The 22,798-nt window shown below is 70.2% G+C and carries 18 protein-coding genes; 4 read left to right on the top strand and 14 right to left on the bottom strand.

The genetic code is table 11. The annotated features are described in order from the left end of the window. Positions 1-7 precede the first annotated feature (7 nt). Positions 8-1,414 carry a dihydrolipoyl dehydrogenase gene (gene lpdA / locus MNO14_RS08470; RefSeq protein ID WP_241943338.1) on the top strand — a complete coding sequence of 469 codons (1,407 nt, stop codon included), beginning with the start codon at positions 8-10 and terminating at the stop codon, positions 1,412-1,414. Positions 1,415-1,422: 8 nt separating this feature from the next. Continuing rightward, positions 1,423-2,520 (top strand): branched-chain amino acid aminotransferase, encoded by a 1,098-nt coding sequence (locus MNO14_RS08475; protein WP_241943339.1) that lies wholly within the window; start codon positions 1,423-1,425, stop codon positions 2,518-2,520. A gap of 174 nt (positions 2,521-2,694) precedes the next feature. Here MNO14_RS08475 and MNO14_RS08480 read toward each other — a convergent pair whose 3' ends face one another. The 6 genes from MNO14_RS08480 to MNO14_RS08505 all read right to left on the bottom strand — a co-directional run bounded on the left by MNO14_RS08480 (position 2,695) and on the right by MNO14_RS08505 (position 11,910). Further along, entirely contained in the window at positions 2,695-5,133 is a 2,439-nt protein-coding gene (locus tag MNO14_RS08480) for a M20/M25/M40 family metallo-hydrolase (RefSeq protein WP_241943340.1), read from the bottom strand. Between the two features lie 240 nt (positions 5,134-5,373). After that, positions 5,374-6,279 (bottom strand): hydroxymethylglutaryl-CoA lyase, encoded by a 906-nt coding sequence (locus MNO14_RS08485; protein ID WP_241943341.1) that lies wholly within the window; start codon positions 6,277-6,279, stop codon positions 5,374-5,376. Continuing rightward, positions 6,279-8,318, bottom strand: coding sequence for an acetyl/propionyl/methylcrotonyl-CoA carboxylase subunit alpha (locus MNO14_RS08490; RefSeq protein WP_241943342.1), 2,040 nt, complete (start codon positions 8,316-8,318; stop codon positions 6,279-6,281). Before MNO14_RS08490 ends, MNO14_RS08485 begins: the two co-directional genes overlap by 1 nt. Continuing rightward, positions 8,315-9,103 carry an enoyl-CoA hydratase-related protein gene (locus MNO14_RS08495; RefSeq protein ID WP_241943343.1) on the bottom strand — a complete coding sequence of 263 codons (789 nt, stop codon included), beginning with the start codon at positions 9,101-9,103 and terminating at the stop codon, positions 8,315-8,317. The genes MNO14_RS08490 and MNO14_RS08495 overlap by 4 nt, the downstream gene beginning before the upstream one ends. Before the next feature lie 22 nt (positions 9,104-9,125). After that, positions 9,126-10,733, bottom strand: a complete 1,608-nt coding sequence (locus MNO14_RS08500) for a carboxyl transferase domain-containing protein (RefSeq protein ID WP_241943344.1) — start codon at positions 10,731-10,733, stop codon at positions 9,126-9,128. A 13-nt stretch (positions 10,734-10,746) separates the two neighbouring features. Further along, positions 10,747-11,910: an isovaleryl-CoA dehydrogenase gene (locus MNO14_RS08505; protein ID WP_241943345.1), complete on the bottom strand. Its 1,164-nt coding sequence runs from the start codon at positions 11,908-11,910 to the stop codon at positions 10,747-10,749. A 130-nt stretch (positions 11,911-12,040) separates the two neighbouring features. Between MNO14_RS08505 and MNO14_RS08510 the strand changes: the two genes are divergently transcribed. Then, positions 12,041-12,676, top strand: a complete 636-nt coding sequence (locus MNO14_RS08510) for a TetR/AcrR family transcriptional regulator (protein WP_241943346.1) — start codon at positions 12,041-12,043, stop codon at positions 12,674-12,676. A gap of 69 nt (positions 12,677-12,745) precedes the next feature. Here the strand turns inward: MNO14_RS08510 and MNO14_RS08515 are convergent, their stop codons facing one another. After that, positions 12,746-13,981, bottom strand: coding sequence for an MFS transporter (locus MNO14_RS08515; RefSeq protein ID WP_241943347.1), 1,236 nt, complete (start codon positions 13,979-13,981; stop codon positions 12,746-12,748). A gap of 95 nt (positions 13,982-14,076) precedes the next feature. On the opposite strand from MNO14_RS08515, the gene MNO14_RS08520 reads away from it, so the two are divergent. Next, positions 14,077-14,523: a helix-turn-helix domain-containing protein gene (locus MNO14_RS08520; RefSeq protein WP_241943348.1), complete on the top strand. Its 447-nt coding sequence runs from the start codon at positions 14,077-14,079 to the stop codon at positions 14,521-14,523. Positions 14,524-14,559: 36 nt separating this feature from the next. Here MNO14_RS08520 and MNO14_RS08525 read toward each other — a convergent pair whose 3' ends face one another. The 7 genes from MNO14_RS08525 to MNO14_RS08555 all read right to left on the bottom strand — a co-directional run bounded on the left by MNO14_RS08525 (position 14,560) and on the right by MNO14_RS08555 (position 22,694). Further along, on the bottom strand, positions 14,560-16,026 hold the full coding sequence (locus MNO14_RS08525; protein WP_241943349.1) for an efflux transporter outer membrane subunit: 1,467 nt from the start codon (positions 16,024-16,026) through the stop codon (positions 14,560-14,562). A gap of 8 nt (positions 16,027-16,034) precedes the next feature. Beyond that, positions 16,035-16,964 carry an HlyD family secretion protein gene (locus MNO14_RS08530; protein ID WP_241943350.1) on the bottom strand — a complete coding sequence of 310 codons (930 nt, stop codon included), beginning with the start codon at positions 16,962-16,964 and terminating at the stop codon, positions 16,035-16,037. After that, positions 16,957-17,151, bottom strand: coding sequence for a DUF1656 domain-containing protein (locus tag MNO14_RS08535; RefSeq protein WP_241943351.1), 195 nt, complete (start codon positions 17,149-17,151; stop codon positions 16,957-16,959). Before MNO14_RS08535 ends, MNO14_RS08530 begins: the two co-directional genes overlap by 8 nt. Continuing rightward, a complete protein-coding gene (locus tag MNO14_RS08540; protein ID WP_241943352.1) occupies positions 17,141-19,276 on the bottom strand; it encodes an FUSC family protein in 2,136 nt (711 codons plus the stop codon). The genes MNO14_RS08535 and MNO14_RS08540 overlap by 11 nt, the downstream gene beginning before the upstream one ends. A 114-nt stretch (positions 19,277-19,390) precedes the next feature. Continuing rightward, on the bottom strand, positions 19,391-20,323 hold the full coding sequence (locus tag MNO14_RS08545) for a LysR family transcriptional regulator (RefSeq protein ID WP_241943353.1): 933 nt from the start codon (positions 20,321-20,323) through the stop codon (positions 19,391-19,393). 464 nt (positions 20,324-20,787) lie between these two features. Further along, on the bottom strand, positions 20,788-21,708 hold the full coding sequence (locus MNO14_RS08550) for a LysR family transcriptional regulator (protein WP_241946303.1): 921 nt from the start codon (positions 21,706-21,708) through the stop codon (positions 20,788-20,790). Between the two features lie 8 nt (positions 21,709-21,716). After that, on the bottom strand, positions 21,717-22,694 hold the full coding sequence (locus MNO14_RS08555; RefSeq protein WP_241943354.1) for an MBL fold metallo-hydrolase: 978 nt from the start codon (positions 22,692-22,694) through the stop codon (positions 21,717-21,719). Between the last annotated feature and the right edge of the window lie 104 nt (positions 22,695-22,798).

Here is a 22,798-nt window from a genome sequence, read left to right on the forward strand (position 1 = left end):
GCCCTTGATGTCGAAGACCATTGAAACCCAGCTGCTGGTCATCGGCGGCGGCCCCGGCGGCTACATCGCCGGCATCCGCGCCGGCCAGCTCGGCGTCAAGACCGTCGTCGTCGAAGGCGTGAATCCGGGCGGCACCTGCCTCAACATCGGCTGCATCCCGTCCAAGGCGCTGATCCATGCGGCAGAGGAATTCGCCAAGGTCGCCGCGTTCGCGGCCGGCACCTCGCCGCTGGGCATCACCGTGCAGGCGCCGACGATCGACCTGGCCAAGACCGTCGAATGGAAGGCGGGCATCGTCAAGAAGCTCACCGGCGGCGTCGGCGCGCTGCTGAAGAAGAACGGCGCGCAACTCATCAAGGGCTGGGCGACGATCGTCGACGGCAAGACCGTCGATGTCGCCGGCGCCGGTGAGAACGGTGGCAACCTGCGCATCAAGTGCGAGCACCTGTTGCTGGCGACCGGCTCGGTGCCGGTGGAACTGCCGTTCCTGCCGTTCGGCGGCAAGGTGATCTCCTCGACCGAGGCGCTGTCGCCGACCGCGTTGCCCAAGCATCTGATCGTCGTCGGCGGTGGCTACATCGGCCTGGAGCTCGGCATCGTCTACCGCAAGCTCGGCTGCGAGGTCACCGTGGTCGAGGCGCAGGACCGCATCCTGCCGGCCTACGACAATGAGCTGACCAAGCCGGTCGCCACCCATCTGCAGAAGTCCGGCGTCAAGGTGCTGACCGGCCACAGCGTGCTGGGCCTGTCGGAGAGTGGCGCGCTGCGCGTGCGCGATCCGGACGGCACCGAATTGAGTCTGGACGGCGATCAGATCCTGGTCGCGGTCGGCCGTCGTCCGAAGACCGACGGCTTCAACCTCGAATCGCTGGGCCTCGACCTCGCCGGCAAGGCGATCAAGATCGACGACCAGTGCAGGACCTCGATGCGCCATGTCTGGGCGATCGGCGATGTCGCCGGCGAGCCCATGCTCGCGCACCGCGCGATGGCCCAGGGCGAACTGGTGGCCGAGATCGTCAGCGGCAAGACGCGCCGGTTCGTGCCGGCCGCGATTCCGGCCGTGTGCTTCACCGATCCGGAAGTCGTCGTGGTCGGCCTGTCGCCGGACGAGGCCAATGCCCAGGGCATCGACGCCAAGACCGCGTTGTTCCCGTTCGCGGCCAACGGCCGCGCGATGTCGCTCGAATCCACCGATGGCTTCGTGCGCGTGGTCGCGCGTGCAGGCGATCACCGCATCGTCGGCTGGCAGGCCGTTGGCGTGCAGGTGTCGGAACTGTCGATCGCGTTCGTGCAGTCGATCGAGATGGGCGCCACGCTCGAGGACATCGCCGGCACCATCCATCCCCACCCGACGCTGGGCGAAGCCGTGCAGGAAGCGGCGCTGCGCGCACTCGGCCACGCTTTGCATATCTGAGTTCGCGCATGACCACCGAGCCGATCCACACCTTCCGCATCGTCCCCTCGCAACAGGTCCGCCAGCAGGCCGACCGCGAAGCAATCCTCGCCGACCCCGGTTTCGGGACCCATTTCACCGACCACATGGTCGCGATCGACTGGACCGTCGAGGACGGCTGGCACGACGCCCACGTACGGCCCTACGGCCCGCTGACGTTCTCGCCGGCCGCCGCGGTGCTGCACTACGGCCAGGAAATCTTCGAAGGCATGAAGGCGTTCCGCCATGCCGACGGCTCGATCTGGACGTTCCGGCCCGACGCCAACGGCCGCCGCCTGCAGCACTCGGCGCGCCGCATGGCCCTGCCCGAATTGCCGGTGGATCTGTTCGTCGAGTCGATCCGCCAGTTGGTGCGCACCGACCAGGCTTGGGTGCCGGGCGGCGGCGAGTCGAGCCTGTACATCCGGCCCTTCATGATCGCCAATGAGGATTTCCTCGGCGTGCGCCCGGCCCGTCGCGTGGCCTACTACGTGATCGCCAGCCCGGCCGGCGCCTACTTCAAGGGCGGCGTCAAGCCGGTCTCGATCTGGCTGTCGCGCGACTACGCCCGCGCCGGCCGCGGCGGCACCGGCTCGGCCAAGTGCGGCGGCAACTACGCCGCCTCGCTGCTGCCCCAGCGCGAGGCCTACGACAACGGTTGCGCGCAGGTGCTGTTCCTGGACGCGGAGACCAACACCTTCGTCGAGGAACTGGGCGGCATGAATGTGTTCCTGGTGCAGCGCGACGGCAGCGTGGTCACGCCGTCGCTGACCGGCAGCATCCTGGAAGGCATCACCCGCGACAGCGTGATCCAGCTGCTGCGCGACCACGGCCACACCGTGACCGAACGCCGGGTCGAGATCGCAGAATGGATCGAGGGCGTGCGCTCGGGCGAGATCGCCGAAGTGTTCGCCTGCGGCACCGCCGCCAGCATCTCACCGATCGGCGTGCTCAAGGGCCGCGACTTCGAAGTCGGCGATGCCGACGCCGATCCGGGTGCGGTCACGACCACGATCCGTCAGGCGCTGCTGGACATCCAGTACGGGCGTGCGCCCGACCGCCACGGCTGGCTGACGCGCCTGGTCTGAGCGCGTTGCGATCCGACACGGCGGGCCTGCGCTGCAGGCCCGCTCGTCGCGGCGATCTTTTCCAACCCAACGAGCGACGTCGACACGACCCGCCGGCCCCGTGGCCGGCATTCGCATGTCCGCACGCGACCCGTGACTGCCACGGGCGTCGAAGCGCCCGCGGCCACGCCGCCCTCAGGGCTCGACGCGCGTCTGCCCGAGCAGCCAGGTCATGTCGGACATGGACCAGGGCATCACATCCGGCGCGCGCGCTGGCAGCGGCTCGGCATCCTGCGGCCAACTGTCGATACCAGCAGCCGCCTCGACTTCGACCGGGCCCGCAGTGGCCGGCCAGCGCAACTCGATCCCCTGCGCGCCCGGCGCATGCCAGCGCAGGCGCGACCACGTGTCCGGCGTGTCGAGCAACGGCGCCGGTGCGCCCTGCAAGGTCACACCGGGCACGACGGCCGCGCTCCTGAGCAGCACCCGCAGGTCGCGGGTCGCGGCCGGCGGCTGCACGCGCAGTACGGTCTGGCCGGTCGCCGCATCGCGCGACTGCACGAACCGGATCGGCTCGGGCACTGCGATCGGCGCCGCAGGTGTCGCCCAGACGTTGGCCAGATCGACCGCCAGCAACGGACGCGGCGCCGGCGCCTCGCGATCGGCATGCAGCGCCGCTCGACTCCACGCCGACGACGGCGGCAACGCGCTGACCCGGTGGTACTGGCCCTGCGCCGGATCGGCGACGAACATCACCTGGGACAGCGCCGGGTAGCGGTGCCGGTCCAGCCGCGGAAACGCCGCCGCGGCCAGCACGCCGCAGGCCAGCAGCACAACGACCAGCGGCGCGACCGCGGGCCCACGCCGGCCGTCGGCGACTCGCAGCCACGGCAACGCCAGCGCCGTCAGCCAGATCGCAGGGACGGCCAGCACCTCGGGCGTGCCGAAGCCCACGGCGTCGAACACCTGCAGCGCCAGGCCGAAGACATGCGCCAGCGCGTAGGCGGTCGCCAACCCCGCGACGGCCACGCGCGCGGCCTGCAGCGGTGCGTCGGCCGGCAGGCACCAGGCGACCACGGCCAGGCCCAGCAGCGGCCACAGCAGCAACGGCGCCAGTTCCGGCGCGAGCGCCTGCACCACCGCGCCCAGCAGCGCAAAGAACACCAGCGCGCCCAGCCGCACCGCCTCGCCGCGGCGCAGGGTCCCGGCCACCGTCCAGGCCAGGCCCGCGACAACGACTCCGAGGCCCAGCGCGACCGGATCGAAGCCGCCGCGCAGCGACGCGGCCGCACCCGCGACCAGCGCGACGAGCGCGAACGTCCGCCGGCCCACGCCGCCGGCGACGAGGCCACCCAGCGCCAGCACGGTGCCGATCGACAGCAGACCCAGGCCGGCGGCCAGGGTCGGAAAGACCGCCAATAGATCGCGGTTGAGCAGCAGCGATGCGTCACCGCCGCCGAGCAGGCGATACGCCAGACGGACCGCCAACGCCACCGCCAGCACCGTCAGCGGCGTCAGCGCCAGGCCGCTGACGAGACCGCGCCAGCCGCCGTCGGCCCAGGCGGCGCGACGCGCGACGGCGACGATTGGCAGCAGCGCCATCAGCCACAGCGGCCAGCCCGACCAGGCCGGCAGTGCGATCATCCAGCCGCCCGGAAGATCGCCGTAGACCAGGTCGGCATCGGCGGCCGGCAAGGTCGGCGATATGGCCAGAGTGCGCACCAGCGGCAAGACCTGCGCGCCCATGTGCTGCACGCTGCCCGGGTCGAGATTGTCGACCGTGGAACTCGCGGCGTGGTAATCGAACAGGCCACCGAGGATCGCGAAGTTGAGGCCGGGAATGCCGCGCTCGGCCGGCACCGTGAAATCGGTCCCGTTGGGCATGTAGCGATAGACGAAACCGGTCAGCGAGTTGCCGGCCGGCAGCGGCGCGCCGGCGGCGAAGGTGCGGACCAGGCCGGCATTGCCCGGCCCGGTCTCGAACAACAGTGCGCGGCCGCGGCTGCCGCGTGCCTCGAGATTGACCACAGTGCCGATCCGCTGCGCCAGCGGGTGTTCGGCGAAGAACGCGCGCGCGCCGAGCAGCCCGGCTTCCTCGGCATCGGTGAACAGGAACACCACGTCGCGCTGGCGCGCGTCGGGCGCGATCGCGCGCGAGACCTCCAGCATCACCGCCACGCCCAGGCCGTCGTCGGCCGCGCCCGGCGAATTGGCGACGCTGTCGTAGTGCGCCATCATCATCACCGCAGGCAGGCTGCGGTCGCGGCCTGGCAGCACGGCGACGACATTCTCGACATTGCCGCCGCGCAGGTTGCGCAGGCGCGGATTCCGGTATTCGGCGAACGCGTGTGTGCGCTGCACTTCGACCTCCAGACCGGCCTGCGTCAGTTGCGCGACCAGCCGGTCGCGGACCCGCGCCGCGGCTGCCGAACCGGTGGGATGAGGTTCGGCGGCGATCCAGCGCAGATCCACCAAAGCACGCACCGCGGAAAAGTCCGAGACCGGGATGTCGGCCGGCTGCGGCGCCGGCGTCTGCGTCGCGCGCCAGGCCGCAATCCCCGCCACGGCGATGCACACCAGCAGCAGCGGTAGCGACCAACGGGCAATGCCGGACGTCGGTGCGGGCGCACTCATGCCGCGCACCGCCGACGATGCACCGAGGCCTTTTCCGAAAGGACGGGCGCCGACGTGCGGCAGACAGCGATCACAGGCATGACAACGTTCCTGGCGGAAAGGCCTGCAGGATTGCAAGCCGTTCTCTGATGTGTCAAATGATTTTCCGATCAGGCAAATCAAAGCATTCCCGATCGGCGAACGCGCGCGCCGACAGCGCTGCGCATCACCGCAGCACCGCCTGAGCGCAGCGCGGATTGCTCAGCCGGCGGCGCCGTTGGCCAGCGCAACCGCTGCGAGCTTGCTCGCGGGCCGCCGTCCCAGCGCCTCGCCGATCCACAGCGCGGTGCGGGTCACCGCGTCGCGATCGACCCCGGTCTCCAGCCCCAGCCCCTCGAGCATGTACAGCAGGTCCTCGGTCGCCAGATTGCCGCTGGCGCCCTTCGCGTACGGACAGCCCCCCAGGCCACCGACCGCGCTGTCGACCACGCGCACGCCCGCTTCCAGACACGTCAGCACATTCGCCAGCGCCTGTCCGTAGGTGTCGTGGAAGTGCACCGCCAGCTGCGCCATCGGCACGACTTGCGCGCAGGCCAGCAGCATCTCGCGGGCCTTGGCCGGCGTGCCGACGCCGATGGTGTCGCCAAGCGAGATCTCGTCGCAGCCCATCGCGTGCAAGGCGCCCGCCACACGCACCACGTCGCGCACCGGCACCGCCCCCTGGTAGGGACAGCCGAGTACCGTCGACACGTAGCCGCGCACTGACACCCCGGCCGCACGCGCCTGCTCGACCACCGGCTGGAGCCGCGCCAGCGAGCCATCGACATCGATGTTGGTGTTCTTGAGATTGAACGCATCCGACGCCGCGGTGAACACCGCGATATGGCGCTCGCCCATCGCCAAGGCACGCGCCAGGCCCTTGTCGTTGGGCACCAGCACCGGATAGGCGACGCCCTCGCGACGGGCGATGCCGGCCAGCACGTCCTCGGCGTCGGCCAGCTGCGGCACCCATTTCGGGCTGACGAAGCTGGTCGCCTCGACGACCGGGAAGCCGCAGGCCGACAGCCGGTCGATCAACGCGATCTTGGTCGCCGTCGGCACCTGCGCTTTTTCGTTCTGCAGCCCGTCGCGCGGGCCTACCTCGACGACACGGACCACATCGCGCATTACGGCTTCTCTTCGTCAGCGGTCACAAAATCTACCAGCACCGCGCCATCGGCGACCAGATCGCCGGGCTTGGCCAGGAACGCCTCGACCACGCCGTCGTGGGGCGCCTGCAGCGTGTGTTCCATCTTCATCGCCTCCATCACCAGCAGCGGCGTGCCCTTTGCGATCGGCGTGCCGAGCGGTGCCAGCAGTTCGACGATGCGCCCGGGCATCGGCGCGACCACCGCGCCGGCATGCGCTTCGGCGCCGGCGTGGCGATGCAGCGGATCGACGTGCTCGAACACGAACCGGTCCGCGCCGCGGTACAGCACGACCTGCGCACCGACCACGCGCACGTCCACGCTGCTGCGCACGCCGTCGAGCGCGACCGTCAGTGTCGGCGCTGTCCAGTCGACGCTCGCCGTCTGCGGCGAGGCCCCGTCGAAACCGATCGCGACCTGGTCGCCCTGCGGCTGCAGCGCAAGCCGGCGGGTCTCGCCGCCCGCCGACAGCTCGATCCACTGCGGCGCGGCCGCGCCGAGCCGCCAGCCATCCTGCGCCCACGGCGACGCCTCCGTCACCGACGCCGCCGTTCGGCGCTGCGCCCAGACGCCGAGCGCGGCCAGCATCCACGCCGCCTCGTCGGCCTCGGGCAATGGCGCCAGCAGGCTGTCGATCTCGCGCGCGACCAGACCGGTTTCCAGGCGCGCGGCGGAGAAATCCGCTTGCCGCGCCAGCCGCCCGAGAAACACCGCATTGGTGGTCACGCCGACGACGCGCACCGCATCGATCGCCTGACGCAGGCGCTGCAGCGCCCGCGGCCGGTCCTCGTCCCAGACGATCAGCTTGGCGATCATCGGGTCGTACCAGGGACTGATCGCGTCGCCCTGCTCCACCCCGGTGTCGATGCGCACGTGGGCGCTGGCCGCCGGGAACTGCATGACCTGCAAGGTGCCGGTCGAGGGCAGGAAGCCTTTGAGCGCATCCTCGGCGTACAGCCGCGCTTCGATCGCATGACCGCGATGGCGGATCTGATCCTGGCGCAGCGGCAGCGGCTGGCCGGCGGCGACCCGCAACTGCCATTCGACCAGATCGATGCCGGTGACCAGTTCGGTGACCGGGTGCTCGACCTGCAGACGGGTGTTCATTTCCATGAAATGGAACTCGCCGGTGCCGTCACCGGCTCCACTGCCCTCGCCGACGATGAACTCGATCGTGCCGGCGCCGACATAATCGACCGCACGCGCGGCGGCGATCGCGGCCTGCGCCATCGCCTCGCGCTGGGCATCGCCCAGCGCCGGTGCAGGGGCTTCTTCCAGCACCTTCTGGTGGCGGCGCTGCACGGAGCAGTCGCGTTCGAACAGATGCACGACGTTGCCATGGCGATCGCCGAACACCTGAATCTCCACATGCCGCGGCCGCACGATGTAGCGCTCGATCAACACCCGCGCGTCGCCGAACGCGCTCTCGGCCTCGCGCTGGCACGACTGCAACGCCGCGGCGAAGTCCTCGGGCTTGTCGACCAGGCGCATGCCCTTGCCGCCCCCGCCGGCGCTGGCTTTGATCAGCACCGGATAGCCGATGCCGTCGGCCTCGCGCTGCAGCAGCGCTGGGTCCTGATCGGCGCCGTGATAGCCGGGCGTCACCGGCACGCCGGCCGCCTGCATCAGCGCCTTGGCCTCACGCTTGTCGCCCATCGCCTGGATCGAGGCCGGGCCGGGGCCGATGAACACCACGCCGGCATCGGCGCAGGCCTGGGCGAACGCGGCGTTCTCCGACAGGAAGCCGTAGCCGGGATGGATCGCCTGGGCGCCAGTGCGGCGCGCGGCGTCCAGCAAGCGGTCGCTGCGCAGGTAGCTCTCGCGCGCGGCGGCCGGCCCGATGTGCACCGCCTCGTCGGCCAGGCGCACATGACGCGCAGTGCGGTCGGCATCCGAGTACACCGCGACGGTGCGGATGCCCAGGCGGCGACAGGTGGCGATGATCCGGCAGGCGATCTCGCCGCGGTTGGCGATCAGCACCTTGTCGAACAGCGCCGCTTCGGAAGTTCCAGTGCTCATCGAGCGTCCTTTGCGCGGCGTGCGGACAGGAAGGCGTCCAAACGGGTCCGCGCTTCGTCAGTGGCGCGGATGTCGGCGATCCGCAGTGCGGTGTCGGCAATCAGCGCATCGCCGATGGTCTGGCCATCGAGATCGCGGATCAGCCGCTTGGATTCGGCCTGCGCCTTCGGGCCGCCCTGGGCCAGCGCCTGCACCAGCGTGTCGACGGCGGCATCGAGCGCGTCGTCGGCGACGACCTCGTGCACCAGCCCGATGTCGCGGGCCTTGGCCGGCTGGATCAGTTCGGCGGTCAGGAAGTAGCGCGCCGCCTGCCGCGCGCCGATCGCGCGCAGCACGTACGGCCCGATCGTCGCCGGGATCAGGCCAAACTTGACCTCGGACGTCGCGAACACCGCTTTTTCGCTGGCGACCGCGATGTCGCAGGCAGCGACCAGCCCGAGCCCGCCGCCGATCGCCGCACCGTGCACCCGGGCAATGGTCGGCTTCGGCAGTTCGGCCAGACGCCGCAGCATGCGCGCCAATGCCTCGGCCTCGTCGCGGTTGCGCGCGACATCGTAGTCGGCGGCGCGGCGCATCCAGTCGAGGTCGGCGCCGGCCGAGAAACTGCGGCCGCGGCCGGCCAGCACGACGACCCGCACCTCGTCGTCGGCGCCCAGCGCCTGCAAGCCGCGGTCGATCGCCTCGATCAGGTGCTCGTCGAAGGCGTTGTGACGCTCGGGGCGATCCATCCACAGGGTCGCCACGGCGTCCTGACGCACGATCGCGATGTTCGGTGTGTCGGTCATTGCGTGTCCTCGTCGCGCCCGGTCACATCCGGAAGATGCCGAACGTGGTGGCTTCGTTCGGTGCGTTCATGGCTGCCGACAGCGCCAGCGCCAGCGCGCGGCGGGTCTTGGCCGGATCGATGACACCGTCGTCCCACAGCCGGGCGCTGGCGTAGTACGGATGGCCCTGCTGTTCGAACTGCGCGCGGATCGGCGCCTTGAACGCCTCTTCGTCCTCCGCCGACCAGCTGCCGCCCTTGGCCTCGATGCCGTCGCGGCGCACGGTCGCCAGCACGCCGGCGGCCTGTTCGCCGCCCATCACGCCGATCCGTGCGTTGGGCCACATCCACAGAAAACGCGGCGAGTACGCGCGCCCGCTCATGCCGTAGTTGCCGGCGCCGAAGCTGCCGCCGATCACCACGGTGAACTTGGGCACCTTTGCGCACGCGACTGCGGTCACCAGCTTGGCGCCGTCGCGGGCGATGCCGCCGTTCTCGTACTTCTTGCCGACCATGAAGCCGGTGATGTTCTGCAAAAACAGCAGCGGAATGCCGCGCTTGGCGCACAGCTCGACGAAGTGCGCGCCTTTGAGCGCACTTTCGGAGAACAGGATGCCGTTGTTGGCGACGATGCCGATCGGATACCCGTGCAGGTGCGCAAAGCCGGTCACCAGCGTGGTGCCGTAGCGCGCCTTGAACTCGTCGAAGCGCGAGCCGTCGACAAGCCGCGCGATGACCTCGCGCACGTCGTAGGGCTTGCGGGTGTCGGCCGGGATGACGCCGTAGAGCTCTTCGGCCGGATACAGCGGGTCTTCCGGCGGCTGCATCGCAAGCTCGCCGCGCTTGCGCCAGTTGAGCGAGGCGACGATATCGCGCACGCGCGCGAGCGCATCGAGATCGTCCTCGGCGAAATGGTCGGCCACGCCGGACACGCGCGTGTGCACGTCGGCGCCGCCCAGCGACTCGGCGTCCACTTCCTCGCCGGTCGCCGCCTTCACCAGCGGCGGGCCGCCTAGAAAGATCGTGCCCTGTTCCTTGACGATCACCGTCTCGTCGCTCATTGCCGGCACGTAAGCACCGCCCGCGGTGCACGAGCCCATGACGCAGGCGATCTGCGGGATGCCCTCGGCCGACAGATTGGCCTGGTTGTAGAAGATCCGGCCGAAGTGGTCGCGGTCGGGAAACACCTCGTCCTGCATCGGCAGGAAGGCGCCGCCCGAATCGACCAGATAGATGCACGGCAGGCGGTTCTGCTGCGCAATCTCCTGCGCCCGCAGGTGCTTCTTCACCGTGACCGGGTAGTACGTGCCGCCCTTCACCGTCGCATCGTTGGCGACGATCATGCATTCCACGCCGCTGACCAGGCCGATGCCGGCGACCACGCCGGCGCACGGCACATCGTCGCCGTACATGCCCAGCGCCGCCAGCGGCGCGACTTCCAGAAACGCTGCGCCCGGATCGATCAGCGCATCGATGCGCTCGCGCACCAGCAGCTTGCCGCGCTTGCGGTGCTTCTCGCGCGCCGCCTCGCTGCCGCCCTGGGCGATGCGCGCCTGGGTCGCGCGCAGGTCGTCGAGCGCCGCCTGCATCGCGGCCGCATTGGTCTGGAAATTCTCGCCGGCCGGATCGATCCGGCTCTGCAGCACAGCCATCGACGCGCTCCTCTTAACAGGTCTGGCGGAACAGTTCGCGGCCGATCAGCATGCGCCGGATCTCCGAGGTGCCGGCGCCGATTTCGTAAAGCTTGGCGTCGCGCCACAGCCGGGCGACCGGGTACTCGTTGATATAGCCGTTGCCACCCAGCACCTGGATCGCCTGCCCGGCCAGCCAGGTCGCCTTCTCGGCCGCGTACAGGATCACGCCCGCCGCGTCCTGACGGGTGATGCGCCCGACGTCGGCGGCCTTGGCCACCGCATAGACATAGGCGCGGCAGGCATTGAAGGCCACGTACATGTCGGCGATCTTGCCCTGCATCAGCTGGAAGTGGCCGATCGGCTCACCGAACTGGTGGCGCTCGTGCACGTACGGCAGCACGACATCGAGGCCGGCCGCCATCAGCCCGAGCGGGCCACCCGACAACACCAGGCGCTCGTAGTCCAGGCCCGACATCAGCACCTTGGCACCGCCGCCGACCTCGCCGAGCACGTTCTCCACCGGCACCTCGCAGTCCTCGAACACCAGCTCGCAGGTATCGGAGGCGCGCATGCCGAGCTTGTCGAGCTTCTGCGCGGTCGAGAACCCCTTGAAGCCCTTCTCGACGATGAAGGCGGTGATGCCCTTGGGGCCGGCCTCCGGATTGGTCTTGGCGTAGACCACCAACACGTCGGCAGTCGGGCCATTGGTGATCCACATCTTGTTGCCGTTGAGCACGTAGCAGTCGCCGCGCAGTTCGGCGCGCAGCTTCATCGCGACCACGTCCGAGCCCGCCCCCGGCTCGCTCATCGCCAGCGCGCCGACGTGCTCGCCGCTGCACAGCTTCGGCAGGTAGTGCTGCTTCTGCGCCTCGCTGGCGTTCTTGCGCAGCTGGTTGAGGCACAGGTTGGAATGCGCGCCGTAGGACAGGCCGATGCCGCCAGAGGCCCGCGAGATCTCCTCCATCGCGACCACATGTGCGAGATACCCCAGGCCGGTGCCGCCGTAGGCCTCTTCGACGGTGATGCCCAGCAGCCCCTGCGCACCGAGCTTGCGCCATAACGCGTGGGGGAACTGGTTGCGCTCGTCGGCGTGCGCGGCGATCGGCGCGATCTCCTGCGCGGCGAAGTCCTGCACTGACTCGCGGATCATCTCGATCTCTTCGCCGAGTTGGAAATCGATGGACGGAATACGCATGCTGGACTCCAAGGTTCCCCGGGGCGTGGACCGTGCGGCAAGACGCTGCAGGTCGGGTGCGGACGCACAGCCTAGCGGGTTCCGAAGAAGAATTGAACTAAGATTCACAAATTGAACAGAGGATCACAATTTGAGCTATCGGCGCTCCGACCTGATGGAAGAACGGCTGGCCCGCAACCGCGAGCGGATCGTCCAGGCTGCGCGCACCCTGGTATCGGTCGGCGGCTTCCGCGAGGCACAGATCGCCGCCGTCGCGGCCGAGGCCGGGGTCTCGACCGGGCTGATCTACCGCTACTTCCCGTCCAAGGCCGAACTGTTCGTCGAGGTGCTGACCGCCGCGATCGATGCCGAGATCGTGATCCTGCGCGCGGCCGCCGACGCCCACGCCGATGCCCGCGACCAGTTGGGCGCGGCAATCGAGGCCTTCGTGCGCCGCGCCCTCGCCGGCCCCGCGCTGGCCTATGCGTTCATCGCAGAACCAGTCGACCCGGAAGTCGATGCCGAGCGCATCCGCGGCCGTCGGCGCTTCGGCGACGTGTTCCGCGACATCCTGCGGGCCGGCATCGAGCGCGGTGAGTTTCCGGCGCAGGACGCCGACGTCACCGCAGCCTGCATCGTCGGCGCGTTCACCGAGGCGCTGGTCGGACCGGTCGCGCCGATCCTGCGCGAAAAGACCGCCGGCCCTTCGCAACTGGTCGCCTCGATCCGCCAGGTGTGTCTGCGCGCGGCGGGCGTCTCGGACCCGGCGCCATCCCCGCGCTCCTGAGCACAGGGCGCCAGGCCAACGGCGCGCCGAGCCCAGCAATCGGCCTCTCCCCCGCGCAGCCTCCCGGCCTCAGCGTGACGTGTCCGCCGAGCGCAGCGTCAGCGCCCAGACCAGCAGTGCCAGCGCGCTGACCGCAGCGCCCAGCGCGCAGACGCCGCTCCAGCCGGCACGCGCATAGGTCAGCGTCGTGGCGATCGCGCCCAGCCCGCTGCCGACCGCATAGAACAGCATGTACAGACCGACCAGCCGGCTGTGCGCGTCGGGTCGGCTGCGGAAGATCAGGCTCTGGTTGGTGACGTGCAAGGCCTGACCGCCCAGATCCAGCAGCACGATGCCGAGCACCAGCGCCCACAGCGCCCCGTCCATCGCCGACAGCGGCCACCAAGCCAGCACCAGCAGCGCGAGCGCCGCCGCACTGGTGCGCTGGGCATGGCCCCGGTCCGCCCAGCGCCCGGCGCGCGCGGCCGCGAGTGCACCGATCGCGCCGACCAGGCCGAAGGCGCCGATGGCGGTATGCGAGAACCCGTACGGCGGCGCGCGCAGAGGCAGTACCAGCGCGCTCCAGAAGATGTTCAAGGCCGCGAACATCAGCAATGCCAGTGTGCCGCGCACGTGCAACGTGCGGTCCTGCCGCAGCAGCGTCAGCATCGAGGCGAGCAGCCGCGGATAGGACGGCGCCGCGACGACCGGCGGCAACACCGGCAAGCGGCGCCACAGCGGCACCGCGATCGCCAGCATCGCCAGCGCCGCACAGACGTAGACGCCGCGCCACCCTGCGAGATCACTCACCCCGCCAGCGAACACCCGCGCCAGTAGCAAACCGATGAAGACGCCGCCCTGCGCCGTGCCCACGACGTGCCCGCGCTCGCGCGGTGCGGCGGCGCTGGCCGCGTAGGCGATCAGGCCCTGGGTCATCGCCGTGCCGAGCAACCCGACCGCCGCCATGCCCGCCAGCAACACCGGCGCGCTACGCGCCATCGCCACCGTCAGCAATGCCCCGACCAGCGCCAGCACCTGCCCGGCCATCAACCGCCGCCGATCCAGCGCATCGCCCAGCGGTACCAAGAACAACAGCGCCAGCGCGCAGCCGACCTGGGTCGCGGTGACCACGCCGCCCACCGCCGCAGGCGCGATCGCGAAGTCCCGCGCCAGCGCGTCGAGCAGCGGCTGCGCGTAATAGACATTGGCCACGCTCAGGCCGCTGGCCACGGCGAACAACAGCACCAGCCCGCGCGGCAGGTCGGCGGCGTGGGCAGACACCGGGTCGCACGTGGCCGGCGCTGGCGAAACAGAAGGGGTGGACATGGGGCGCTCGCTTCGAATCTGGTTTCGATTTGAAACTTATCGCATGCTGCGCTATGAAGTTTTAAAGTGCAACCACTCGCTCACGAAGCAGGCCGATGTCCCCACGCCCCAAAGACACCGCGGTCCCCTGCCCGGTCGCCCGCGCCGTCGATGTCATCGGCGACCGCTGGTCGTTGCTGATCGTGCGCGACGCCTTCGACGGCAGCCGCCGCTTCGGCGATTTCCAGCGCGGCTTGGGCGTGGCCCGCAACATCCTCTCCGACCGGCTGCGCCGCCTGGTCGAGGCCGGCATCCTCACCACCCAGGACGCCTCCGACGGCAGCGCCTATCGCGAGTACGTGCTCACGCCGCAGGGCGAGCGCCTGTTCCCGGTGGTGGTCGCGCTGCGCCAATGGGCCGAGCAGACCCTGTTCGCCCCCGGCGAGCCGCACTCGGTGTTGCTCGACAAGCGCAGCGGCCGGCCGGTCGCGCCGATGCAGCCGCAGGCCGAGGACGGCAGCCCGCTGTTGCCCGCGGCCACCGAGGTCCGCAAAGTCCGCTGACCGCACGTCGCGGTGGGCGCGCCGCAGGGCTCGCAACTATCGTGCTGCCGAAGCCTCCATTAGCGCGCCCGCTGCGGCTGCCGGCGTCTCGGCAATCGCGACCTCCGACCCCAGCGCTGTCTGCAGCGCGACCACCGCGTGCAGTTCGGCCAATCGGCCGAGCACCTGCGCGTCGCGCGCCTGGTGCAGCGTGCGCTGCGCGGCGAGCACGGGCAGATAGGCGCGCAGGCCCTGCGCATACAGCCGCATCGCATCGTCCAACGCCTGTTCGCTGTCGACCACGGCCGCCTGCAACGACGCCTGGCGCTCGCGTTCGCTGGTCCAGGCGATCAAGGCGTCTTCCACCTCGCGCAGCGCCACGCGGATGTCGCGCTCGTAGATCCGGCGCACCGCCTCGGCATTGGCCTGCGCTGCCGCTGTCGCCGCGCGCGTGCGTCCGGCGTCGTAGAGGACCTGGCGCCCCTGCAGGCCGACCGACCACGTCCGCGTCGCCGCCGAGAACAGGGCGCGGATCGTGTCGGCCGTGGTGCCGATGCCCAGCGGAATGCGAAACGCGGGAAAGCCCTGCGCCTGCGCCACGCCGATCTGCGCGGTGGCTTGCGCCAGGCGCCGCTCGTCCGCGCGCAGGTCCGGACGCTGGCCGATCACTTCCGAAGGCAGTGAGCGCGGCCAGTGCTCGGGGCTGCGCAACATCGGCGCAGGTCCGTGCAGCGCCGCCTGCCAGTCGCCCGGAAACCCACCGGTCAGGACGCCCAGCGCATGGCGCAAACGCGCGATGTCGGCCTCCAGCACCGGCAGCCGCGCCTGCGCCGTGGCACGTTCGGCGCGGGCCAGCGCCACGTCGGCCAAGGTGCCCAGGCCGCTGCGCTGCGCCTGCTCGGCCAACCGCTCGATGTCGTTCAGCGTGTCGACCTCATCGCGTGCAATCGACAACCGATGCTGGTTGGCACGCAATCCCGCGTAGTCGGCCACCAGTTCGGCCACCAGGCCCGCCTGCAGCGCATCGCGATCCTCCGCCAGTGCCTGGATGCCGGCATCGGCGGCCTCGACCGCCCGGCGCGTGCCGCCGAACAGGTCCAGTGTCCAACTGGCGTCGATGCCCAACTGCCACGCCTGGTCGCTGCGCCCGCCGTGGTGCGCGGCCTCGCCTGCCCCGCCAACCGAGAGCTCGGGCCGCGATGCCGACGCGACCTGCGCGCGCTCGGCCCGCGCCTGCCGCAGCCGCGCCAGCGCGATGTCGAGATCCTGGTTGTGTGCCAGCGCGTGCGCGACGAGCTGTTCGAGCAGCGGATCCTGGAACGTGCGCCACCACGGGCCCGGCGCATCGCGATCGTCGTCGTCGTCGCGCGCAGCTGCGCCAGGTGCGATCCAATCCGCCGGCACCGCCACTGCCGGCGCGCGATAGTCGGGACCGACCGTCGCGCAGCCGGACAGGCCGGCCAGCAGCGCGGCCATGACCCAGCCACGGCCGCGTGCTCGCAGCTGCATGGATGACATCGCCATGGCGCGCCTCACAACCAACGCTGCAGCCACGCGACCAGCCGGCCGCGCGAGGCCGGCGCCCCGTCCGCTGGCAGCACTTCGATGCTGCCGGTCATGCCGGCCGCCAGCACGACCTGGGGCGGCACCTGATCGAATTCGACGCGCACCGGAATGCGCTGCGCCAGGCGCACCCAGCTGAAGCTGGGCGCCACGTTCGGCAGGCCCTGCGCATCGGCCTCCTGGTTGGGGTCGGCAATGCCGCGCCCGATGCTCGCCACGCGGCCCTGGAGCTCGTCGTCGTAGCCCATCAACCGAATCCGCGCTATGGCACCCGGTCGGATACCACGCAGCTTGGTCTCCTCGAAGTAGCCAGTGATCCAGAATCCGCCGGCATCGACCAGCGCGATCGTCGGCTGGCCGGCCGCGGCGTAGTCGCCGACGCTCAGCCGCAGGCGCGTGACCACGCCATCCATCGGTGCGCGCAAGACCGTGCGCTCGAGATCCAGCTTCGCCCGGTCGACTGCGACCTGCGCCATCCGCAGATCGGCACGGGCGAGCGCCAACGCCTGCTGCGCGCGCTGAATGTCCTCGGCCGGCAGCAGACGCTCCATGCCCTGGCGCCGCCGGACCTCCTCGGCCCGCTGGCGCAGCGAGACCGTCGCCGCGGCCGCCTGCGCTTCGGCCTGCGCCAGTGCCAACGCAAACCGAGCCGGATCGATGCGGTACAGCACATCGCCCCGGGTCACGACCTGGTCGTCCACGACCGCGACTTCGGCGACCGGGCCGGACACGTCCGGCGCGACGTTCACGACCTCGGCCGCGACCCGGCCGTCTCGGGTCCATGGTGCCAGCACATAGGCGCGCCACAGCGCACCGACCAGCAGACAGGCCGCGATGACGACACTGAGCGTGAGGGCGACGCGCAGGACGCGCGCGGCGGGATGCGAACGATCAGACATGGAGGATCAACACCGAGACGAGACAGACGGACAACGCGAATTCGAACAACCCCGGATGCCAGACCCAGCGCAGCAGTCCACTGCGCACAAGCAGCAGGCGGAGCCCCAAGTAGATCGGCAAGGCGACGCAGGCGTAGATGAAGAACGGCGGCAGGTAGAGGCCGCCGACAGCCACCTCATGCAACATCGTCAGGCGCCCGCTTGCGTTGCGGCACAGCACCGGCATGGCGCTCGAGCAGCGCCGCGATGTCCAGCAGTGCGCCGATCAAGCGCCGCGTCTCGACCATCGCCGCCGCCGACGTTGCGATCGTGCGCGACAGCGACACGGCCGCGCGGCGCGCATGCCGGGCCGCCAAGATCGGTACGCCTGCGCGTCGCCGCATGCGCGCGAGCGCCACGCTGACCACGCGATGCGCGTCGGTAGTGTCCGGCGTGCGGCGCAGCCACTGGCGCAGGCGCAGCACTTCGCGGCCCAGATGCAGGCTGGCCAGCGCATCGGCGACGGCCCGGTCCATTGCCTCGGGCTGCGCCCGCAGCAAGGCGCCGAGCTGGGCGATGCGATGTTGTTGGCGCCATTGCCAGGCCTTCGTGTCCGCCCGCGCACTGGACAAGGTCGCGAGCGCGTCGCCTTGGATGCGCTGGCGCAGGCGCCCGACATCGCGCGACGCATTGCGCGGCAGCACCGTGCGGAACCCCAACAAGGTGAAGCACACCGCCAGAATCCAGGCCACCGCCCCATTGAGGAACAGCGCGATGTCCTGGCGCATCGGATTGTCCACTGCCGCCAGGCTGGTGAAGGCCACCAGATAAGCGACCCCGGCCAAGGCATGCCGCGGCATCGTGGTCGCGTAGATGCCGGGCCACCAGAACAGGCCCAGGACCACCAGCAGCAGCGGCAGCCCAGAGACCTGCGGCAACACGACGAAGGCGCAGACGAACGCCATCGCCGCAGCCGCCACCGTGCCCTGCAGGAACGCCACCGCGCCGCGCGCCGGGTCGGGCGCAGTGGACAGCAGCGCACAGGCCGCCGCCAGTCCGGCCAGCATCATGTGACCGTAGGTCCAACCGGTGACGATCCAGAACGCACCGCCGAGCACAACGGTCAGCATCGCGCGCAGCCCGTTCTCGATCGCCGCCCCGGTGTCGCGGTGGAACGGCACCGACACCCCGCCGGCGATCGGCTGTGCGCTGTGCACATGCGCGATGCTGGCGAGCGCGTCGAGATAATCGTCGAGTTGCTCGATCAAGCGATCGCCCGCGATCGTCAGCGTCGCCTGTTCGGCCGGCTCGAGCGACACCGTGGCCAGTGCATCCCGCACCCGGGTCCGCAGCCCAGACAGCAGCCACGCAGCCCGGCCCAGGCCGGGCGCGCCTGGCGCCTGCCCCAGTGCATCGGACGCCTGCCGCCAGGTCTGTTCCCAATCCGGCTGCACGGCCCGCAGCGCATCGAGCGCGGCGCCATGTCCCCCCATCGGCGGCGCACCGCCGATCAATGCGGAGAACAATGAGACCATCGCTTGGCGCACCGCACCGGCGCGGCGCGCCAGGTCCGCCGACTCCGCCTTGCCCAGCGCCAGCAGGTCGTCCACGCCGTACACCTCGAGGATGAGCGCGCGCCTGCCCGGATCCAGCGGCCGGCCGCCGGGCACATCGCGCCCGTGGATCGCCTGATGCTGCGTGGCGAGCACGTCCGCGGTGGCGGCCGCCAGCCGATGCAACTGCGCGGCCAGGCGGCTGTGCACGCTGCGGGCGCTGAACACCACCGACACCGCGGCCAGGCACACCACGCCGACCAGCACCGATGCCCCGCGCCCGATGACCTGGTCGAACGTCAATTCCGGATGCTGCATCGCGCCGTAGGCCGCCAGGCCCACGGTGTACCCCGCCAGCGTTGCGCCGTAGGCCCGGAAATGCCGCAGCAGGGTCATGCCCACCACGCACAGCCCCAGCCACAGGCCGAAGCCGAGCAGGAACAGCCACGGCATCTGCCCGAACGCGCCCATCAGCACGAACGCGGCCAGCATGCCGGCCAACGTGCCCATCACCCGCCAGGCGCCTTTTCCGATCACTGCACCCTGCACCGGGTGGATCACCAACAGCACGCTGGACGCAGCCGCGTACGGCGCGTGCAGGTCGAGCCAGTAGGCGACCACCAGCGCCAGCCCCGCGGCCAGCAGCGAGCGCATCACATAGGTCGCACGCGGCGTGGTGAGATCGAGCGCCAACAACCCGCTCGCGAGCGCATCCCGGAGCCGGACCAGCCGGGTTGGCGGCACGCCTGGCGACGTTTCGGCATTGGGGGTGGCATGCACGTTGGCGCTTCACAGTGACCGACCGGCAGGCACTGTAGAAACGCATCGCCATTTCCAAAAGTGAAATGATTGCAATCGAAGGATTGCGCCACACGCACGCATCGAGCGACAGCGCTAGGGCGTGGTCACCCGGTCCGCCTGCACCGCGTCGTCGTTGCACAGCGCATGGATCGTCTGCCGCAGCCAGCGATGGGCCGGGTCGCCGTCCAGACGCGGGTGCCAGGCCTGGGTCAGCAGTACGGTCTCCATCGGCGCCGGCAGTTCGAACACACGCAGGCGCAGGCCCGCCGCCTGCGCGGTGCGGGCGAGGTGCCGCGGCAACGGCAGCAGCAGATCCGAATCCTGCAGCGCGAACAACGCCGTGTACGGGTTGGGCACCACCAGCGCGACATGGCGACGCAGGCCCTGCGCCTGCAGCGCGTCATCGACCGGGCCGCTGTCCTTGCCGCGTCGCGAGACATGGATGTGTTCCCAGCGAGCGAACCGGGCGGCGGTGATCTCCGCATCGAAGATCGGATGCCCGGCGCGCGCCACGCCGACGAAGGTCGTGGTGAACAGCGATTGCACGCGGATCTCCGCGCTCAGCGTGCGCGAGGCACTGATGAACAGATCGATACGGCCGCTGCGCAGCGCCTCCTCGTCGATATCGTCGCCTTCCGGCGAGAACCGCAGCATCGCCCGCGGCATCTCCTTGGCCATCGCGTCGAGCAGCCGGCCAAGATGGATACTGACGAACTCGTCGGTCGCGCGGACGTTGAAGCGCCGGTCCAGCGACGCCAGGTCGACCGTCGCGTCCGAGGCGAAGACCTGCGCGGCATGATCGAGCGCGATGCGCACCTGCTCGCGCATCGCCAGCGCCTTGGGCGTGGGAACCAGCTTGCGCCCGACCTGCACGAACACCGGATCGCCGAGCGCATCGCGGATCCGGCTCAGCGTCCGGCTCATCGCCGGTGGGCTCAGATGCATGCGCCGCGCCGCGCCGACGACACTGCCCTCTTCCAGCAACGCATCCAGGGCCAGCAGCAGATTGAGGTCGGGGCGTGCCATGGGCGGTCGATGCATGAGCCAGGCGCAATCATAGGCCAGCAGCAGTGTCGAAGAAGGCAGCAATGGACGCGCTGCCGCGAGTGACCCGGCAGGGGCCGCACTGCCCGGCCGATGCCAACCTCCGATCGCGTACGGCGAGCGGACGCGCGCCGCGGCCGGGACCGCTCAGAAACCGCGCGCGAAGGCGATGTTGACGTAGAACACGCTGCTCACATTGCGCGCGAGAGCAGGCTGTCGGTGATCTCGTCGGGCAGGATCTCCCACCCCACCGAGCCCGGCAGCCGCCATTGCGCGGCCAAGCGCGCATCGTGCAGGGGCAAGCGGCGCCAAGTTGCCCACTGGAAGCGGCCGATCGGATGCTCTCGGCGTCCCGATACCTGCAACGCCAGTCAACGCAGCATCACTGCCATCAAGGTCAGCGCGCGGCCACTGGAAGTTGGGCCGACCACAGTGCCCGGCGCGACTCAGCGCACGGACACGCCCGCCGCCTGGAACAGCTGATCGCGGAACCAGACATTCGCGGCGTCGTCCCGGCTGCGCGGATGCCAGTAGGCACTGATCGTGATCGTGGGCAAGGCCAACGGCGGCGCGAACAGCTCCAACGAGGCGTCGAAGCGCTGCAGCAAGCGCCCGGGCAGCGTGCACAGCAGGTCGGTATTGGCGACCAGGGCCGGCGCCGTTGCGTAGCTCTCGGTCGACATGACGACCTGGCGGCGACGGCCCAGCTTGGCCAGCGCCGTATCCACGAAGCCCGAGAACGGATCGCCGGTGGACGAGACCACCAGATGCGTCGCTGCGCAGAACGCCGGCAGGCTCAACTTGCGGCCGCCGCGCGGGTGCCCCTTACGCTGGGCGGTGAGGAACGCATCGGTGAACAACGTCCGCCCCACCCAGCCGTGCTCGGCAACATCGCTGAGCCCGACGAACACATCCACCTCGCCCTGTTCCAGTTGTGCGGGCAAGGCCTGCATGTCCGGCAGCGCGAAGCGGATGCGCACCTGTGGTGCCTGCACCCGCACGCGGTTGACCAGGTCCGAGCCCAGCATCAGGGCGGGATTCTCGTGCAGCGCCACAACAAAGGTCCGCTGGCTGGTGCGGGGATCGAACGTCGCCGGCGCGAGCAGGTCCGCAATGCCGCTCAGGACATGACCCAACATCGGCCGCAAGGCCAGCGCCCGTGGCGTGGCCACGACGCCGCGGCCACTGGGCGCCGCCACGAACAGCCGATCGCCGAAGACCTGCCGCAGTCGCGTCAACCGGGCCGACATCGCTGGCTGGCTGATGCCGAGCCGCTGCGCGGCATGGGTGATGTTCTGCTCGGCCAGCAACGCGTCCAGCGTCAGCAGCAGGTCCATGTCCAGGCCGGGCGGCAAGGCGGCGCGCATCGACAAGGCTAGTGTTCCTGGCGATTGGTGTAGGTGACCGGCACCCAATCATAGCCGCCGTCCACACCGGCACGGACGTGACCGATGCCCGGGAACGGCAGATGCGGCGCGGCGATCAGCGTGCGCTGGCGCGCAAATGCGGCGAACTGCGCCTGGCGCACCGACTTCGCGCCCGCAGGATCCTGGTCGTAGGTGATCGTGACGCTGGGCTTAGGAAACTGCACGGCCGCCGCATGGATCAGATCGCCCACGAAGGTGATGCTCTCGCCGGCGCTGTCGAGCCGGTAGAACGCGGACCCCGGCGTGTGCCCGGGATGCACCGTGCCGGTGATGCCCGGCAGCACCGGCTGGCTTCCCGAGAACGTGGCGACCTGGTCGGCCGCGAGGTACGGCGCCAAGCTCATCCGGGCGATCTCGAAGTACCGCGCGTCATAGCCGCTCTCGCGACGGGCCTCGTCGTCGAAGAAGAAGTCCACGTCCGGCTTGCCGACGTGCACCACGGCATTGGGAAACACGCGCTCGCCATCGCGCACCAGCCCGGCGGCATGGTCGGAATGGGCGTGCGTGAGCAGCACGTCGGTCACATCCTCCGGACGCAGGCCCTGCGCGGCCAGGCTCTCGATCAGACGGCCGCCATTGCCCGGCCCGAACACCTGCCCGGCGCCGGTATCGACCAGCACGCGATGACCGGGCAGTTCGACCAGGAAGACATTGATGGACACTTCGATCGGATTGCGCTCGAAGTTGCGCGCCAGCAGATCGTCAATGGCCTGCGGCGTCGTGCCTTGCAGCAACTGGTGCAGGTCCTGCGCCACCGTGCCATCGGTCAACGCGGTCACCGTGACCTCGCCGATGCGCACACGATAGCCGCCAGCCTGCTGCTGCATCACCTGCGATGGGGGATCGGCCTGGGCGGGGGCCGCGGGAATCTGCAACAACACGGCGGCCAGCAGCGCGGCCGCAAGCGGCGTTCTAGACAGAGACATGTGCAATGCGCTCCGGGGAAGGGATGCCCCATCGTAGGCACCACCCTCGTCATCCAACCAGACAGCTGCAATCGATAGGCGTCATCCACGCCGTGGATAGCGCG

The organism is Luteimonas sp. S4-F44 (assembly GCF_022637415.1).
GTDB lineage: Bacteria > Pseudomonadota > Gammaproteobacteria > Xanthomonadales > Xanthomonadaceae > Luteimonas.

What these genes read in the sequence shown, in the direction of transcription:
- MNO14_RS08525 (WP_241943349.1), bottom strand. Translation starts at nt 16,026, where the DNA reads ATGGCGATGTCATCCATGCAGCTGCGAGCACGCGGCCGTGGCTGGGTC.
- MNO14_RS08520 (WP_241943348.1), top strand. Translation starts at nt 14,077, where the DNA reads ATGTCCCCACGCCCCAAAGACACCGCGGTCCCCTGCCCGGTCGCCCGC.
- MNO14_RS08500 (WP_241943344.1), bottom strand. Translation starts at nt 10,733, where the DNA reads ATGGCTGTGCTGCAGAGCCGGATCGATCCGGCCGGCGAGAATTTCCAG.
- MNO14_RS08490 (WP_241943342.1), bottom strand. Translation starts at nt 8,318, where the DNA reads ATGAGCACTGGAACTTCCGAAGCGGCGCTGTTCGACAAGGTGCTGATC.
- MNO14_RS08555 (WP_241943354.1), bottom strand. Translation starts at nt 22,694, where the DNA reads ATGTCTCTGTCTAGAACGCCGCTTGCGGCCGCGCTGCTGGCCGCCGTG.
- MNO14_RS08535 (WP_241943351.1), bottom strand. Translation starts at nt 17,151, where the DNA reads ATGTTGCATGAGGTGGCTGTCGGCGGCCTCTACCTGCCGCCGTTCTTC.
- MNO14_RS08495 (WP_241943343.1), bottom strand. Translation starts at nt 9,103, where the DNA reads ATGACCGACACACCGAACATCGCGATCGTGCGTCAGGACGCCGTGGCG.
- MNO14_RS08475 (WP_241943339.1), top strand. Translation starts at nt 1,423, where the DNA reads ATGACCACCGAGCCGATCCACACCTTCCGCATCGTCCCCTCGCAACAG.
- lpdA (WP_241943338.1), top strand. Translation starts at nt 8, where the DNA reads ATGTCGAAGACCATTGAAACCCAGCTGCTGGTCATCGGCGGCGGCCCC.
- MNO14_RS08485 (WP_241943341.1), bottom strand. Translation starts at nt 6,279, where the DNA reads ATGCGCGATGTGGTCCGTGTCGTCGAGGTAGGCCCGCGCGACGGGCTG.
- MNO14_RS08550 (WP_241946303.1), bottom strand. Translation starts at nt 21,708, where the DNA reads ATGCGCGCCGCCTTGCCGCCCGGCCTGGACATGGACCTGCTGCTGACG.
- MNO14_RS08515 (WP_241943347.1), bottom strand. Translation starts at nt 13,981, where the DNA reads ATGTCCACCCCTTCTGTTTCGCCAGCGCCGGCCACGTGCGACCCGGTG.
- MNO14_RS08480 (WP_241943340.1), bottom strand. Translation starts at nt 5,133, where the DNA reads ATGAGTGCGCCCGCACCGACGTCCGGCATTGCCCGTTGGTCGCTACCG.
- MNO14_RS08505 (WP_241943345.1), bottom strand. Translation starts at nt 11,910, where the DNA reads ATGCGTATTCCGTCCATCGATTTCCAACTCGGCGAAGAGATCGAGATG.
- MNO14_RS08530 (WP_241943350.1), bottom strand. Translation starts at nt 16,964, where the DNA reads ATGTCTGATCGTTCGCATCCCGCCGCGCGCGTCCTGCGCGTCGCCCTC.
- MNO14_RS08545 (WP_241943353.1), bottom strand. Translation starts at nt 20,323, where the DNA reads ATGGCACGCCCCGACCTCAATCTGCTGCTGGCCCTGGATGCGTTGCTG.